At 59.0% G+C, this 14,223-nt stretch carries 12 protein-coding genes; 8 read left to right on the top strand and 4 right to left on the bottom strand.

Going from position 1 to position 14,223, the window contains the following annotated elements; all coding sequences use genetic code 11:
• Nucleotides 1–37 precede the first annotated feature (37 nt).
• Nucleotides 38–487 (top strand): Cu(I)-responsive transcriptional regulator, encoded by a 450-nt coding sequence (cueR, locus tag R6X40_RS18640; RefSeq protein WP_318415284.1) that lies wholly within the window; start codon nucleotides 38–40, stop codon nucleotides 485–487.
• Nucleotides 488–771: 284 nt separating this feature from the next.
• Here cueR and R6X40_RS18645 read toward each other — a convergent pair whose 3' ends face one another.
• The 3 genes from R6X40_RS18645 to R6X40_RS18655 form a co-directional block, all read right to left on the bottom strand.
• Nucleotides 772–3,909: an efflux RND transporter permease subunit gene (locus tag R6X40_RS18645; protein ID WP_318415285.1), complete on the bottom strand. Its 3,138-nt coding sequence runs from the start codon at nucleotides 3,907–3,909 to the stop codon at nucleotides 772–774.
• 1 nt (nucleotide 3,910) lies between these two features.
• A complete protein-coding gene (locus R6X40_RS18650) occupies nucleotides 3,911–5,059 on the bottom strand; it encodes an efflux RND transporter periplasmic adaptor subunit (protein WP_318415286.1) in 1,149 nt (382 codons plus the stop codon).
• A gap of 248 nt (nucleotides 5,060–5,307) precedes the next feature.
• Nucleotides 5,308–5,463: a hypothetical protein gene (locus R6X40_RS18655; protein ID WP_318415287.1), complete on the bottom strand. Its 156-nt coding sequence runs from the start codon at nucleotides 5,461–5,463 to the stop codon at nucleotides 5,308–5,310.
• A 435-nt stretch (nucleotides 5,464–5,898) separates the two neighbouring features.
• Here R6X40_RS18655 and R6X40_RS18660 point away from each other — a divergent pair, with 435 nt between their 5' ends.
• The 7 genes from R6X40_RS18660 to R6X40_RS18690 are packed head-to-tail and all read left to right on the top strand — an operon-like array spanning nucleotide 5,899 to nucleotide 13,479.
• Nucleotides 5,899–7,539 carry a TIGR04028 family ABC transporter substrate-binding protein gene (locus R6X40_RS18660; protein WP_412178410.1) on the top strand — a complete coding sequence of 547 codons (1,641 nt, stop codon included), beginning with the start codon at nucleotides 5,899–5,901 and terminating at the stop codon, nucleotides 7,537–7,539.
• Nucleotides 7,540–7,598: 59 nt separating this feature from the next.
• A complete protein-coding gene (locus R6X40_RS18665; RefSeq protein ID WP_318415288.1) occupies nucleotides 7,599–8,543 on the top strand; it encodes an ABC transporter permease in 945 nt (314 codons plus the stop codon).
• On the top strand, nucleotides 8,540–9,460 hold the full coding sequence (locus tag R6X40_RS18670; RefSeq protein WP_318415289.1) for an ABC transporter permease: 921 nt from the start codon (nucleotides 8,540–8,542) through the stop codon (nucleotides 9,458–9,460). The genes R6X40_RS18665 and R6X40_RS18670 overlap by 4 nt, the downstream gene beginning before the upstream one ends.
• Nucleotides 9,457–11,157 carry an ABC transporter ATP-binding protein gene (locus tag R6X40_RS18675; protein ID WP_318415290.1) on the top strand — a complete coding sequence of 567 codons (1,701 nt, stop codon included), beginning with the start codon at nucleotides 9,457–9,459 and terminating at the stop codon, nucleotides 11,155–11,157. The genes R6X40_RS18670 and R6X40_RS18675 overlap by 4 nt, the downstream gene beginning before the upstream one ends.
• Complete coding sequence (locus tag R6X40_RS18680) at nucleotides 11,157–12,206, top strand: putative FMN-dependent luciferase-like monooxygenase (protein WP_318415291.1); 1,050 nt, start codon at nucleotides 11,157–11,159, stop codon at nucleotides 12,204–12,206. Before R6X40_RS18675 ends, R6X40_RS18680 begins: the two co-directional genes overlap by 1 nt.
• Before the next feature lie 29 nt (nucleotides 12,207–12,235).
• A complete protein-coding gene (locus tag R6X40_RS18685; RefSeq protein WP_318415292.1) occupies nucleotides 12,236–12,862 on the top strand; it encodes a CMD domain protein in 627 nt (208 codons plus the stop codon).
• An 11-nt stretch (nucleotides 12,863–12,873) separates the two neighbouring features.
• Entirely contained in the window at nucleotides 12,874–13,479 is a 606-nt protein-coding gene (locus tag R6X40_RS18690; protein ID WP_318415293.1) for an alkylhydroperoxidase domain protein, read from the top strand.
• Between the two features lie 293 nt (nucleotides 13,480–13,772).
• Here R6X40_RS18690 and R6X40_RS18700 read toward each other — a convergent pair.
• The coding region (locus tag R6X40_RS18700) for a response regulator transcription factor (protein WP_318415294.1) at nucleotides 13,773–14,223 on the bottom strand (451 nt) is incomplete at its 5' end.

Below are 14,223 nucleotides of genomic sequence, written 5' to 3' on the forward strand. Positions count from 1 at the left end.
TCGGGCCGGCTGCCGCGCCATTCCAGGGAGAAGACTGATGAACATCGGACAGGCATCAAAAGCATCGGGCGTTTCGGCCAAGATGATCCGCTACTACGAGCAGACCGGCCTCATACCGGCCGCTGACCGGAAGTCGTCCGGCTACCGCGATTATTCCGACACCGACGTCCATATGCTGCGCTTCATCCGCCGCGCACGTGATTTGGGGTTCTCGGTTGCCGAGATCAGCGATCTTCTTGGCCTGTGGCGAGACGACACCCGGCAAAGCGCCGAGGTCAAGCGCCTGGCACAGGGCCACATCGACGAACTGCACAAGAAGATCAAGGGCCTTCAGGATATGGCCCATACGCTGACAATGCTGGTCAATACCTGCAACGGCGACCACCGCCCCCATTGCCCAATCCTGCAAAGCCTCGAGACCGGGCTGGAGGACGAGGACCTGTCCATCCAGCCTCGCTCCGGTGCCGTCGCACGCCTGTCGCAATAATGGGCTGTCTTGCAGGCCGCGCGCTTTACCCGGTCGCTCAGGCATTAGGGGGATCGTTGACACGCAATGTCCTCGCTCGTAGACCTCATGTCTGGTGAGCGAGGATGACGCCACGTGCGGACAGCGTATCCTCCGCCATGGGAAAGCTTTGCGGAAACCGTCGCGCTACATGTAAAACCTCCTTGATAGGACAACCATCATAGAGACTGGCCCGCTGAGAAGTGCCGTCAAAATGAAGACCGACAGGAGATGCCTGGTCAGGAAATGAAGTACCGGGCTATGGTTCATTCGGCTCCCTTTGTCCCAGGCTGTTCATTTCCGGCGATGCTGCGCGTCTGCATCGCACGCGAAAGCCAGCGCGTCAGGCTATCGATGTAGGACAACATCACCGGGACCACGATAAGGGTCAGGATGGTGGAGCTAACAAGTCCGCCGATGACGGCATGTGCCATTGGCGCTCTTTGCGCGCCCCCGCCAGCGGCTGCCATCGCAAGCGGGATCATGCCAAAAATCATGGCGAGTGTCGTCATGATGATCGGGCGAAACCTAACGGCCCCGGCACTGACCAGAGCATCGGTGAGGGACAATCCCCGGAGACGTTCCCGATTGGCGAAATCGACCAACAGAATGCCGTTTTTGGTGACAAGGCCCATGAGCATGATGAAGCCGATCATCGAGAACATATTGATTGTACTACCAGCGAGCAGCAGGCCAATCAAAACACCGATCAAGGATAGGGGAAGTGCGGCCATGATCGCGATCGGTTGGGTAAAACTCGCAAACTGCGACGCCAGGACAACATAGATAAGAAGCACTGCCATGATCAGAGCTTTGATCAGGTTGCCGGTCATTTCCCCAATCTCTTCGGCGTCGCCCCCAAACGTTATTTGGTAGCCAGCCGGCAATTTTTGCTCTGCAATGACGGCGTCCAGTTCTACCATGATGTCACCGGATGCCCGGTTAGAGATATCGGCCGAAACCAGAATTTCCCGTGACATGCCCAAACGGCGAATTTCAGAGGCAGTTTGTACGACCGCGATGTCGGCGACCTGATCCAGCTGGACCATTTGTGGACGGCCGTCCGCGTCACGGTTCGGGGTCGTCATCATAAGCTCGCCAATGGCAGCGGCACTGGCCCGTTGGTCGTATTGAAGCCGGGCGACAATGTCATAGGTGTCTCCAACCGTATCCGTCCAGGTGGAGACAACCTCACCACCAACGAGAGGTGAGAGCATTCCAGCCAATTCAGAGACGCCGATCCCAAGGTCGCTGGCCTGTTCACGCTTCAGCTGGACTGAAAGGATGGGTTTTGCTTCTTTGGCGCTTGAATTGATGTCGACCACTCCGGGAATTCGACGCATTCTGGCAACCAGGTCCGCGCCAATCTTTTCCAGCACTGCGAGATCGTCACCCAGTACGCTCAACTGGATCGGGCTCGCACCTCCACCGAGGCCACCTTGGGTGATGGAGATTTGAATTCCGGGTATGAGGGAAAGACGCTTACGGACCGGATCTGCCAACATGACAGGCGTGCGCTTTCGTTGCTTCTGAGGTTGGAGAGTGACAAGAACCACAGCTTTATGTTTGCCCGCCGCACTGCCGGTGTTGATCATCGAGTAAAGAGACGCGACCTCCGGAAATTCATGCAGTGCCTTCTCGACCTGTCCAACTTTGGCGTTCGTGTAATCCAATGACGAGCCTGCCGGCACCGTCACGTTGATTTGAAAGCGGCCGACATCCGCAGTCGGCACGAACTCGACACCGACCAATGGAACCATGAAAATGCTTCCGACGAACACGCCGCCGGTCAAGACCAGGGTCGTCAGGCGATGTTGCAACGTCCACCGGATGATCCCCCGATAGCGATCGGCGAGCCTCTCAAAAACATGATCGAAACGCGCAATGAGCCGGCCAATCCAACCGCGTTTTGCATCTGGTTCAGCATCAGGATCATGCCAGACGCTGGAGAGCATCGGGTCGAGCGTGAAGGCGACGAAGAGCGAGATCAGCACGGCGGCGGAAACGGTCACCCCGAACTCGTAAAAGAAGCGGCCAACCATCCCGTCCATGAACGCGACGGGGAGAAAGACCGCCACGATGGTAGCGGTCGTTGCTGTCACCGCCAACCCGATTTCATTGGTTCCGTCGAAGGCCGCTCTCAGATGGGATTTGCCCATATGAAGATGGCGCGTGATGTTTTCGCGTACCACGATCGCGTCATCGACGAGAATCCCGATCGAGAGTGTCAAGGCAAGCAGGCTCAGCGTATTGAGCGTAAAGCCCAGGAAGCTGATGACTGCGAGGGTCCCCACCATCGCGATTGGAAGGGTAAGTCCTGTGATCACCGTACTTCTCCACGAATTGAGGAAAAGGAAGACGATAGCAACCGCCAGTGCCGCTCCTTCAATCAGCGTAGACCGGACCTGAGTGAGCGATTCCTGAATGGGGATTGAGGTGTCGGTGATGATCTGAAGCTGTATGTCTTTGGTGTTTAGTTCAGCGTTCAATTGATCAAGCCGCTTGCGGATGTCCGCCACGACCTGGACGGTATTTGCATTCTGGATTTTGACAATATCCATTGCGAGGGCAGTTTTGCCATTGTAGATCGCGCGACTTTCGAGATCCGCCGAGCCGACCTTCACCGTGGCGACATCGCCGAGATAGACTGGGCCACCGCCGCGCCGGGCGACGATCATGTCCAGAAAATCCTTGGGTTCCGACGTTCGCCCCTGAACTTGAATAGTGCGCTCCGCAACATGGCTGACGATGCTTCCGGCAGACATGTTCTGGTTGCTGGTTCGCAGACTGTGGATGACCTCGGCAACACCGACGCCCAGGGCGCGCAGCCGCGTTTCATCAATGACGATGTCTACCTGCCGTTTCTGGTCGCCGACCAGAGTGACCTGTCCAACACCAGGAACTGTGGTGAGTTGGCTAACCACCCGCTTGTCGGCAATGGCTGTCAGCTCCGGCACCCCAAGCGATGCGGAGCTGACAGCAATCGAAAGTATAGGCGTGTCCGCTGGGTTCGCCCGCGACACGACGGGCGTTTCTGCCCCTTTCGGAAAGTCAGCTTCAAGGGCTGCCACTTTTTCGCGGACGTCTTGAGCCGCATCCGCGCTTTGGACCTCGAGCTTAAACATCGCGACGACGACGGATTTTCCTTCGTAGGAGGTCGATGTAACCTTATCGAGGCCACTGATTGTGTTCAATGCTTCCTCGACCTGTCTGGTCACCTCTCTCTCAACCGTCTCTGGTGTCGCGCCAGGATAGCTCGTCGACACAACAACAACGGGAACATCTATGTTTGGAAATTCGTCGATCCCGAGACGCCCGTAGGAAAATGCACCGAATACAAGCAACACGACCATCATCATGGTGGCGAACACCGGGTGGTTGATCGAAATGCGGGTCAGAAACATGTCAGCCAGCCTCTGAGATCGTGACAGGAGTGTGCGGTTGGAGCTCAGGCAGCGGCACGGTGACGATCATGTCACCGGCTGCCAGACCATCGGATATCTCAAGGCTCTCCCCCTCGTCCCACTTCGACCCCACGGTCACCGGTTGCCGAACCAGATATCCCTTTTCCAGCTTCAGGACATAGGCTCCCGTTTCGCCCTTCCGCAACGACGCTGCGGGGATGACGATTCTATCCTCATTTTGGCGAAGCAGGATCGAGCCGGTGGCGAACATTCCACCCACCAACTGCCTACTGGGGTTGGACAGCCTGATGTAGACAGGCACTAAGCGTGTGCCATCGTCTGCGACGGGGCTGATCCGGACCACGCGTCCGCTGAATGATTGTTTGCCAAACCCGTCAATCTGCAGCTCAGCCGTTTGTCCGGTGGAAACACGGGGCACGTCGCGCGTGGAGACCAGCACTTTTGCTTCCAGAGTGGTCGTGTCGACAATGGTGAAGAGTTCCGCGTCCGCGCTCACACGAGCGCCCTGATCAACCGACCGCTTCGAGACGACACCATCGAAAGGTGCGAAAACCTGAGCGTCGTGCAAAGCCGTACGCGCCATGTCCACCTGGGCCGAGAGACCTCGAAGCCGGGCTGTTGTGGAAGCGATCTCGCTTTTTGCCTTGTCGAGACGGTCCTCGGCGGCCACGTTCTTTTGAACGAGCTGGACAATCCTCGTGAGTGTTTGCATCGCCAGAAGCAATTCAGCGTGAGCAACATCGTGGTCGCTTTCACGCTGTTCGAGCGCGGATTGCAGCTCATTCGTCTCGAAGCGAACCAAGACATCGCCAGTTCTGACGGCTTGGCCCTCGCGCGCGCTGATATCCTGAACCTTCCCACTGTCTCTTGCGCGCAGGACGACACGATTGATGGGCCGAAGCTCGCCACTGACACGCAACCGCTCAACCATGCGTGCGGGATTGATGCTCGTGACCTCCATACGGGCAAGCTCCAGTGGCTTGTCGAGGCGGGGGGCCGTCACAGCCTCTTTCACCTGCTCGTTCGACCCGGACGCTCCCCATGCGGGTTCGGTATAGCGCACAGCAAAATAACCTATTTCCAAGACGAGCCCGGCGACAACCAGCCTCTTCGCCCACTTGAGAGCCATAACTACGGTTCCTTTTTTCCAAGCCGTAACCGATCTCATTATCGCGAACCGTCGAGGTTCATCGGGTGGCTGTTCAGTTTTCTAGGCGCCCATAATTGCCGCTATATTACCGGGGGTTTTTATCCAGGTTCAGGACCTATAAAATGACCTGCCGGACTTTCTGGCCTGCTGCCAGGTTTCCTGGAGGCCGAGTTAAGGTGTTCCTCCTGAAACCGGAGAGCATGAATGCAAGCACGAATATTCAGCCTCTATGAGAAGCTTGTAGCGGTGAAGCTCGCCGGGGAATGCGGGCCATTGTCGCGCTCATGCACCGCGACGACCGGCATTTTGAAGAGGAGGAAGACGACAGACGCCCAGGCACCGGTAAACCACGAGCCTACGGGGTCCGTGAAGCGCGATTTCATGCCCGGCGTCGGACATCGTTCGCACAATGCTGAGCAACCGGGCGGTGAATTCCCATCAACCGACCGACCAAGGGACGTATTGTAAAAGGACTTATGTCTGCCCGGTTCCATTCATGATCCGTTCGCCAAGCTGTTCATTATACCTCGGCGCGATGTTCCAGCCGACCGTCATCGCGGGCTTCACACCACCGCCGCACAGATGTGGAGCGGGACCGCACGCCTACAGGCCGCATAGCGAAAGCGATGGGCGGGATTTCAAAACGGTGGCCGTCGGATTTTCGATGCCGCTAGGGCCCTTGTTGCCGAGAAATGGCGTTCGGCGATCCCTTTCTTCCACGGGGTGCAGATAAAATAGAACACTAATTCAATAGAATATATTGATAAAAAACCCGGTTGGTCTACCCTTTTCCTCAGCTTACAATTTGAGGATATTCAATGGGAATTTCGGGAAAATTCAAGGCGGCAACCGCAATCAGTGCGGTCTTAATGTCGCTGGCTTCGTCCGCCGCCTTTGCGCTGGATACTGCCAAGCCGGAGCAGGGCGGAACGCTAATCTATCTGGAACAGCAGCCGCACACCAACCTGTATCCACCGGCCGGCGGCTTCTATCCGAATGGCGGCGTGCTCAACCAGATCACCGACAAACTGACCTATCAGAACCCGAAGACGTTGGAGATAGAACCCTGGGTCGCCGAATCCTGGACGGTCAACGACGGCGCCACGGAATACACATTCAAGCTGCGCAAGGGCGTGACCTTCTCCGACGGCTCGCCGCTTGATGCCAATGCCGTGGCCAAGAACTTCGATACGTTCGGTCTCGGCAACAAGGAGCTGAAGCAGCCGGTCTCCGAAGTCATCAACAACTATGATCGCAGCGAAGTCATCGACCCGTTGACCGTCAAATTTTATTTCAAGAAACCATCACCAGGCTTCCTGCAGGGAACATCGGTCATCGGTTCAGGCCTCGTTTCTCTGGCGACCCTGGCGCTGCCCTTCGAGCAGCTTGGCGATGCCACCAAGATCATCGGGTCCGGACCGTTCGTCGTCGAAAGCGAAACGCTTGGCAAGGAACTGTCGCTGAAGGTGCGCGAGGACTACGTTTGGGGGCCGGCAAAGATCGAACATCAGGGCCGTGCCTATCTCGATGGCATCAAATACGTCATCACCGGCGAAGACGGCGTGCGTATCGGCGCTCTGCTGTCTGGACAGGCAGACTTCATCCGCCAGGTGCAGGCCTATGATGAGGCGCAAGTCGAGGGGCAGGGCTACAAGATTTACGCAGCACCGACACGTGGCGTCAACAACAGCGTCGTCTTCCGTCCGGACAACCCGCTGGTTGCCGATGTCCGCGTCCGCCAGGCGCTGCTGCATGGCACCAATGCGCAGGAAATCATCTCGACGTTGTTCTCGGCCAACTATCCGCAGGCCAAGTCGATCCTCGCCTCGACGGCTCAGGGTTATGTCGATCTGTCAGCAAAGCTGACCTTTGATCCGGCCAAGGCGACAAAGCTACTTGACGAAGCCGGCTGGATCGCGGGCGCCGACGGCATCCGCGAAAAGGATGGCCAGCCGCTGGTGTTGACGGCTTATGAATCGCCGCCACAACCGCAAAACAAGGCAACTCTGCAGCTCGTCTCCCAACAATGGGCCAAGCTCGGCGTGACGCTGAACGTTCTGGCTGGCGACGCCGGCAGCAGGACCGTCGATGATCTCGATCCGGCTAAAACCCCGGTCTCGCCTGCCATGGTCGGCCGTGCCGATCCGGACGTGATCAAGAGCCAGTACTATCCGAAGAACCGCGATGTGCTGCGCCAGAAGGGTGGTCCGAGCGACAAGGTCAAATCCTTCGTCGATGACAAGCTGAATGGTTTGCTCGAAGCGCTCTCTTCTGAGCCAAACCGCGAAAAACGGCTGTTGATTGCCGGCGAGGTGCAGACCTACGTGCTCGACCAGGCCTATGCGATCCCGATCTTCGAAGAGCCGCAGGCCTATGCGGGCGCGCCTTATCTGCAGGGCGTCGATTTTGAAGCTGTTGGCCGCCCGCGCTTCTACAGCACCTGGCTTGCCGAACACTAAAGGCTCCAAGTTGGCCCGGTGCTTTGCCGGGCCAGCTGCAACGACAAGGCGGATAACGAATGGCAAAATACATTTTCTCGCGGGTGGGGCAGGCGTTGCTCGTCCTTTGGGCAGCGTTTACGATTTCCTTCGTGCTGCTGCAGGCAATGCCCGGCGATGCGGTGCTGATCAAATTCCAGAACCCGGAATATGGATTGAGCGCCGAACAGATCGCCGATATCCGCGCCGCCTACGACGCCGATGGCTCGGTCGTGCTGCAATATGTCCACACGATCGGTAATTTCCTCACCGGCGACTTCGGTTATTCCCTGCAGGCCGGCGTCGCGGTCAGCGCCCAGTTGGCGGCCAACCTGCCATCGACGATCCGGCTTGCCGGGCTTGCCTTTGCCGCCGCAACTCTGCTTGCGATGATCATCGCGGTCCTGTCCAATCTTCCCGGCTTTGGCCGTCTGCGCTCCATCATCCAGTCGCTTCCGTCGCTCTTCGTTTCTATCCCGACCTTCTGGCTCGGCATCACTCTGATCCAGATTTTTTCCTTCCGGCTCAGGCTGGTGCCGGTGATCAATCCGGGTCAGTGGGAAGGGTTGGTCCTGCCTGTTCTCACCATCGCACTGCCGATCTCAGCACCCATGGCGCAAATCCTCCTGCGCAACATCGACGAGGTGCTGACGCGGCCATTCGTCTCCGTTGCCCGTGCCAAAGGTGCTTCGCACACCTTCGTGCTCTGGCGGCATGTCGCCAAGAACGCCTTCCTGCCTGTGCTGACCGTCGCCGGCGTGCTGTTCGGCGAGTTGCTGGCGGGAGCTGTCATCACCGAAACGGTGTTCGGCCTCAACGGCATCGGCAGCCTGGCGGAACAGGCTGTCAATTTTCAGGACGTGGCGGTGCTGCAAGCCATTGTGGTGATCTCTGCCGCAGCCTTCGTCACCATCAACCTCGCCGTCGATCTGCTCTATCCGGTACTTGATCCACGGTTGAAAGCAAAACTTGGGGGCGTGGCATGACCATTCTCGATACGACCGAACGGCATCGCAATATCGACAGCCCAAATCCGCTAGACTGGATTTCCCCGGCACCTGCCGCCGCGGCAACCATCGGGGAACCTGCGAAAGCGCGCTCCTACGCTATCCGGATCCAGCCGGGTCTGGTCCTTGCCTATATTATACTCGCAATCGCGCTGCTCTGGGCTGTCGCGCCCGGCCTGTTCACATCCTATGACCCGGTTCAAGGCTTGCCGGGCCAGCAGCTGAAGGCGCCAAGCACGCTCCATCTCCTCGGAACGGATTCCCTCGGCCGCGATCTCTATACGCGCCTCGTCTATGGCGCCGTTCACTCACTGTCCGGGGCAATCGCCGCCGTGGCGATAGGGTTGTTCGTCGGCACCACCCTCGGTGTGATCGCTGGCTCGGTCGGAGGTTGGATCGATGAGGTCATCATGCGCCTCGTCGATGTTCTTCTATCGATCCCCGTGCTGCTTTTGTCGCTCAGCATCATCATCCTGCTTGGTTTCGGCACCGTCAACGCCGCCATCGCCGTCGGTTTCACCTCGATTGCGAGTTTTGCCCGCCTCGTCCGCTCGGAGGTCGTCAGCGTCCGGCGCAGCGAATATGTCGAGGCCGCTTTCGGCAGCGGCGGTACCTTCTTCAAGGTCCTTTGGCGCCATGTCCTGCCGAACTCGCTGACATCGGTGATCGCCTTCACCGCGCTTCAGGTCGGCTCCGCCATCCTGCAGATTTCCACTCTCGGTTTCCTCGGCTACGGCGCACCGCCGCCGACACCGGAATGGGGCCTGCTGATTGCCGAGGGCCGCAACTACATTGCAACCGCATGGTGGCTGACGGCAGCACCCGGCATCGTGGTGGTGCTGGTGGTTCTCTCGGTCAATCGCGTAAGCCAGGCAATCGGGAGGGCGCAGCAATGACCATTTCTCATGGAGGCCGCTTGGAAGGCACTGTTCTTCCGTCTCCGGTTCTGGACGTGTCCGGCCTGACCATTTCCTATCGTGACCAGAGCGGCACGCGGACTGCCGTTCATGGCATCGACTTCAGCGTTGCTCCCGGTGAGGTGGTGGCTCTCGTCGGCGAATCAGGATCCGGCAAAAGTTCGACAGCCCAAGCCATCATCGGCCTTCTCCCGGATAATGGACGGCTCGAAAGCGGCAGCATCCGGCTAAACCGCCAGGAGATTGCCGGCTGGCCGCAGAAAAGGCTCGACGGCATACGCGGATCGGTGATCAGCCTTGTGCCGCAGGACCCGGGCAATTCGCTCAATCCGGTCAAGACGATCGGCAAACAGGTCGCGGAAATCCTTGTTATCCACCGCAAGGCTTCCAGCGCTTTAGCCGATGCGCGTGCCATCGAACTGCTCGAACGCGTCGGCCTCAACCAGCCGGCGCTTCGGGCAAGACAATATCCACACGAACTGTCTGGCGGCATGAAGCAGCGCGTGCTGATCGCCATCGCCATTGCACTCAAACCATCGCTGATCATCGCCGACGAGCCGACCAGCGCGCTTGATGTGACGGTGCAAAAGCACATTCTCGATCTCATCGACGAGCTTCGGCGGGAATATGGCACGGCCGTGCTGCTTGTCACCCATGATCTCGGTGTCGCCGCCGACCGCTCCGACAGGCTGATCGTACTGAAGCAGGGACGCATCCAGGAACAGGGTCTGACCGCCGATATTCTGGCCAACCCGCAAAGCGCTTATACGCAGCGGCTGTTGGCCGACGCGCCCTCGCTCAACATACGGCAGCGTCGCGTTGCCGCCGTTGCTAAACCTACTCAGGGAGAAGCAGCCGCCGACATCATCATCGTCGAAGGACTGGTCCAAGATTTCGGCCTTGGCGGCAAGGACAAGGGTCTTCGCGCCCTCGATCATGTGTCCTTCCGTGTCCGGCGCGGTACCACGCATGCGCTGGTTGGCGAGTCAGGTTCAGGAAAAACGACGACGATCCGGACCGTCGCAGCCTTTCAAAAGCCGACCGCCGGTAATGTGATTGTCGACGGCATCGATCTTTCCGCGCCACCGCGCGAAACGTTGAGACTGCTGCGCAAAAAGATCCAGCTCGTCTATCAAAATCCGTTCGGCTCGCTCGACCCGCGACAGACGATCGCTAGGATCGTCGAAGAGCCGTTGCTGAATTTCGAACCCATAGCGCGGTCCAAACGTGCCGAGGTCGTCGCCAGCACCATCGAGAAGGTCGGGTTGCCGCTCGACGTGCTGCAGCGCCGGCCGCATGCGCTGTCCGGCGGCCAACGCCAGCGCGTCGCCATCGCCCGTGCGCTGGTTCTCAACCCGCAGATCCTGATTCTCGACGAAGCCGTATCGGCGCTCGACGTGACCGTGCAGGCGCAGATCCTGTCATTGCTCGATACGCTGCAGCGCGACCTTGGCCTCACCTATCTCTTCGTCTCGCATGACCTCGCGGTGGTGCGCCAGATATCCGACACCGTCAGCGTCCTCAATGGCGGAAAGATCGTGGAAGGCGGTTCTGTCGAAGACGTCTTCGCACACCCACAGAGCGCATATACCCGGGAACTGATCGACGCCATTCCCGGCAAGAAATACCCGCTGCTTGCCAATCGGCCAATCTCGACGAATTCAGGAAATCTGTAATGACACATCCCGTCCAGTCCAAACGGCTCGGCTTTTTCAGCCGCGTTCTCGATCATGGCGATGCGGCGACCCGATACCGCCTTGTTGGCGAACAGATCATTCATGCCGAAAAGCTCGGCTTCGACAGCGCCTGGGTGGCCCAGCACCATTTCGATGCAGCCGAAGGCGGGCTCCCTGCACCGCTGATTTTCCTCGCCGAGCTGGCAGCACGGACCTCTCGCATTCGGCTTGGCACCGGCGTGATAACCTTGCCGATGGAGGCCGCGGTGCGCGTTGCCGAAGATACGGCAGTGCTCGACATCCTGTCGAATGGGCGACTGGAGATCGGTTTCGGTACCGGCGGATCACCTCAGGCATTTTTGCCGTTCGGACTGGAAAGTGCTGACCGGGGAGCCGTCTACGCCAAAAGCCTTGCCACTGTGCGCGATGCCTGGGCTGGCCGGGGGCTTATCGGCGGTAACCGGCTCTATCCGACAGCGCCGCATCTGCTGGACCGCATCTGGCAGGCAACCTTTTCGGTTGGCGGCGGCGAGCGTGCCGGGCGCGATGGCGACGGTCTGATGCTGTCGCGCACGCAGCCACGTCCGCCCGAGGCCCAGCAAGCCGCACTTTGGGATCTGCAGAACCCGATCCTCGACGCCTATTTCGCCAACCTACCGAAAGGCAGAACCCCGCGCATCCTTGGGTCCAGAAGCCTGTTTGTCGCCGATGACCGCAAGGAAGCGCTGCATTTCGCCGAACTGGGATTGCAGCGCATCCGCGAACGCTTCGTCGCCAGCGGCCACATCGTCACGGGGACGACCACCGCCGACTTGATCAAGGCTTTTGACGTGCATGTGGGGACGCCCGACGATGTGATCGCTTCGTTGCGGGCCGACACCGCGCTGTCGCGTGTCACTGATCTGGTCTTCCAGGTGCACTCGGTGGATCCACCCCACGAGCACATTCTGCGCTCGCTGGAACTGACCGCAACCGTCGTCGCCCCGGCGCTCGGCTGGGCCGGTCAGCCGCCCGTACAGCAGCGGCGCCAGCTGGCCGCAACCGCGTGATTTCCGTTTTTTAAAGAAAGGCAACGACCATGACTGTACCCACACCTGACATCATCGACCGTCTGGCAGATATCCACTCCGGATCGTTCGTCGATCGCATCCGCAAGGAACGGCCCGAAACACGCGCCAACGCCCAGAAAAGCTATCTCGCATTGTTCGAGCCGGGGCACGAAGGCGATGTCACGCGGATCGAACGGCTCCTCGTCGCGACCTTTGTCGCCGGATTGCACAGCGCGGACGCAGCCGAGACATTCTATGCCTCTGGCGTCGATGGCGGCGCGCCGCTGATTGCTGCGGTGAAAAGCGAAATCGAAGCCGGCCAGGCCCAAGGGCCCTACGGAAACTATCCGTCCGGCCCACTGTCCAGCGAAGACAAGCCGGGACCGGCCTTCACCGTATCGGAATCCGGCCATGCGGCTCTCGGGCAAAAACTCGCGGCTGCTTTGGAACATAGTCATCTGCTGGTCTATCGGCCGCGCGAAGCAAGTCCTGAGGCCTTGCAGGTATTGCTCGATGCCGGATGGACAACGACGGCGGTTGTTACCCTGTCGCAGATCGTCGCATTCCTTGCCTTCCAGATCCGCGTGGCGGCCGGTCTCGCAGCACTTTCCCAGGCGGGCGAGGGCGTTCTCGCATCCGCAACGGCAGCCGAATAAGGAAACAACATATGACCGAGACCGTTATCAACCCGACCATCGAAAATCGCCCGGCCGTTTTCACTCAAGCTGAGATCGGCTGGACGCCATGGCTGCAGCCGCTTTCAGAAGAGGATTTGTCCGATCGGCACTGGGCGGGGCTCGTCGATGTCTCACGCTCGAAATCGCCCTATTTCATGCTGCTTGCCCGCGATCCGGAAATCCTTGAGGCACGCACCAAGACGGACAAGGACATTTTCTACAATACCAAGGCGGGTCTGCCCCGGGCGGAACGCGAGCTTGCCGCTGCGGCCGCCTCGCGTTTCAACGGCTGCATCTTCTGCGCATCGGTTCATTCCCGCTTTGCTTCGCACCATTCCAAGCGTAACGGCGATGTGCAGAGACTGCTTGATAAAGGAACGGACGCCGATCTCGGCAGCGGTCGCTGGAATGCGATCACCCAGGTCTCGGTCGCGCTGACGGAAACCCCTTCTACATTCGGCGAAACTGACATCGAACGGCTGCGGTCGGAAGGTCTCGGGGATCTCGAAATCGCCGATACGATCCATGGTGCAGCTTTCTTCAACTGGGCAAACCGGTTGATGCTCTCGCTGGGCGAACCAACTCCAGCGGCATAGAGCCGCGGCCGAGAGCCGGATCGATCTTTGCTGCGGCCCTTCTCAGGGGTTCAAGGTGTTGCGTGCCCCGTCTGTTCGGTCCGATCGGGTTATCAACAGACGTCCACTGGACCGGTGCGGGCATTGGTTGGTAACGGGTTGTGGAGTGAGCTGCGCCATCACGCGGTGTGACCAATTTAGTCCACGATCCGTTATCCACGCGCCATCGTTTTCCAGCCGGAGTGCTCGCCCATGCTGTCTGGCCTTATTTCTGGTTCCGGCTCAGCATGGGAATGGCCCGGCTGCATCCCGGTTCAGTTCTCAACTATCGCTCTTGCGCTGTCATGGAGGTTGCGAAAGCGTGCTGCGGCTTCCGTTCTGTTGTGGACACCCAATTTCCGAATGATGTGATGCAGGTGGATTTTGACGGTATGCTCGGACAATCCACACTCTGCAGCAATCAGCTTGTTTTGGAGGCCATGAGAAACCATTCCCAGGATCTGCGATTCACGTGTGGTCAGTTCGGCCATATTGACCATGTGGGTCTGCGCAATGCCGCTGTTTGGATAGGCTGCCTTGGGGTCGCGGGTTTTTGCCTGACGGATCAGTCCCGGCGGAAAATACTCCCCGCCGCAGAGCAGTAGTCGTATGATCGACAGCCAGACATCGAGCCTGAGATCCATCGGCAGAACACTGCGAATGAGTGGAGAATTTGCGACGTCGGTTAAGGATGTGACCAAGACCGTGTCATAGGGCTCTATAACG

The sequence above is a fragment of the Rhizobium sp. PL01 genome (assembly GCF_033447125.1).
In the GTDB taxonomy this organism is placed as follows: Bacteria; Pseudomonadota; Alphaproteobacteria; order Rhizobiales; family Rhizobiaceae; genus Pararhizobium.

Bases quoted from the DNA above. Each gene is read 5' to 3' on its own strand.
- R6X40_RS18650 (WP_318415286.1), bottom strand. From the start codon at position 5,059: ATGGCTCTCAAGTGGGCGAAGAGGCTGGTTGTCGCCGGGCTCGTCTTG.
- R6X40_RS18670 (WP_318415289.1), top strand. From the start codon at position 8,540: ATGACCATTCTCGATACGACCGAACGGCATCGCAATATCGACAGCCCA.
- R6X40_RS18655 (WP_318415287.1), bottom strand. From the start codon at position 5,463: ATGAAATCGCGCTTCACGGACCCCGTAGGCTCGTGGTTTACCGGTGCC.
- R6X40_RS18660 (WP_412178410.1), top strand. From the start codon at position 5,899: ATGGGAATTTCGGGAAAATTCAAGGCGGCAACCGCAATCAGTGCGGTC.
- R6X40_RS18690 (WP_318415293.1), top strand. From the start codon at position 12,874: ATGACCGAGACCGTTATCAACCCGACCATCGAAAATCGCCCGGCCGTT.
- R6X40_RS18675 (WP_318415290.1), top strand. From the start codon at position 9,457: ATGACCATTTCTCATGGAGGCCGCTTGGAAGGCACTGTTCTTCCGTCT.
- R6X40_RS18665 (WP_318415288.1), top strand. From the start codon at position 7,599: ATGGCAAAATACATTTTCTCGCGGGTGGGGCAGGCGTTGCTCGTCCTT.
- R6X40_RS18685 (WP_318415292.1), top strand. From the start codon at position 12,236: ATGACTGTACCCACACCTGACATCATCGACCGTCTGGCAGATATCCAC.
- cueR (WP_318415284.1), top strand. From the start codon at position 38: ATGAACATCGGACAGGCATCAAAAGCATCGGGCGTTTCGGCCAAGATG.
- R6X40_RS18645 (WP_318415285.1), bottom strand. From the start codon at position 3,909: ATGTTTCTGACCCGCATTTCGATCAACCACCCGGTGTTCGCCACCATG.
- R6X40_RS18680 (WP_318415291.1), top strand. From the start codon at position 11,157: ATGACACATCCCGTCCAGTCCAAACGGCTCGGCTTTTTCAGCCGCGTT.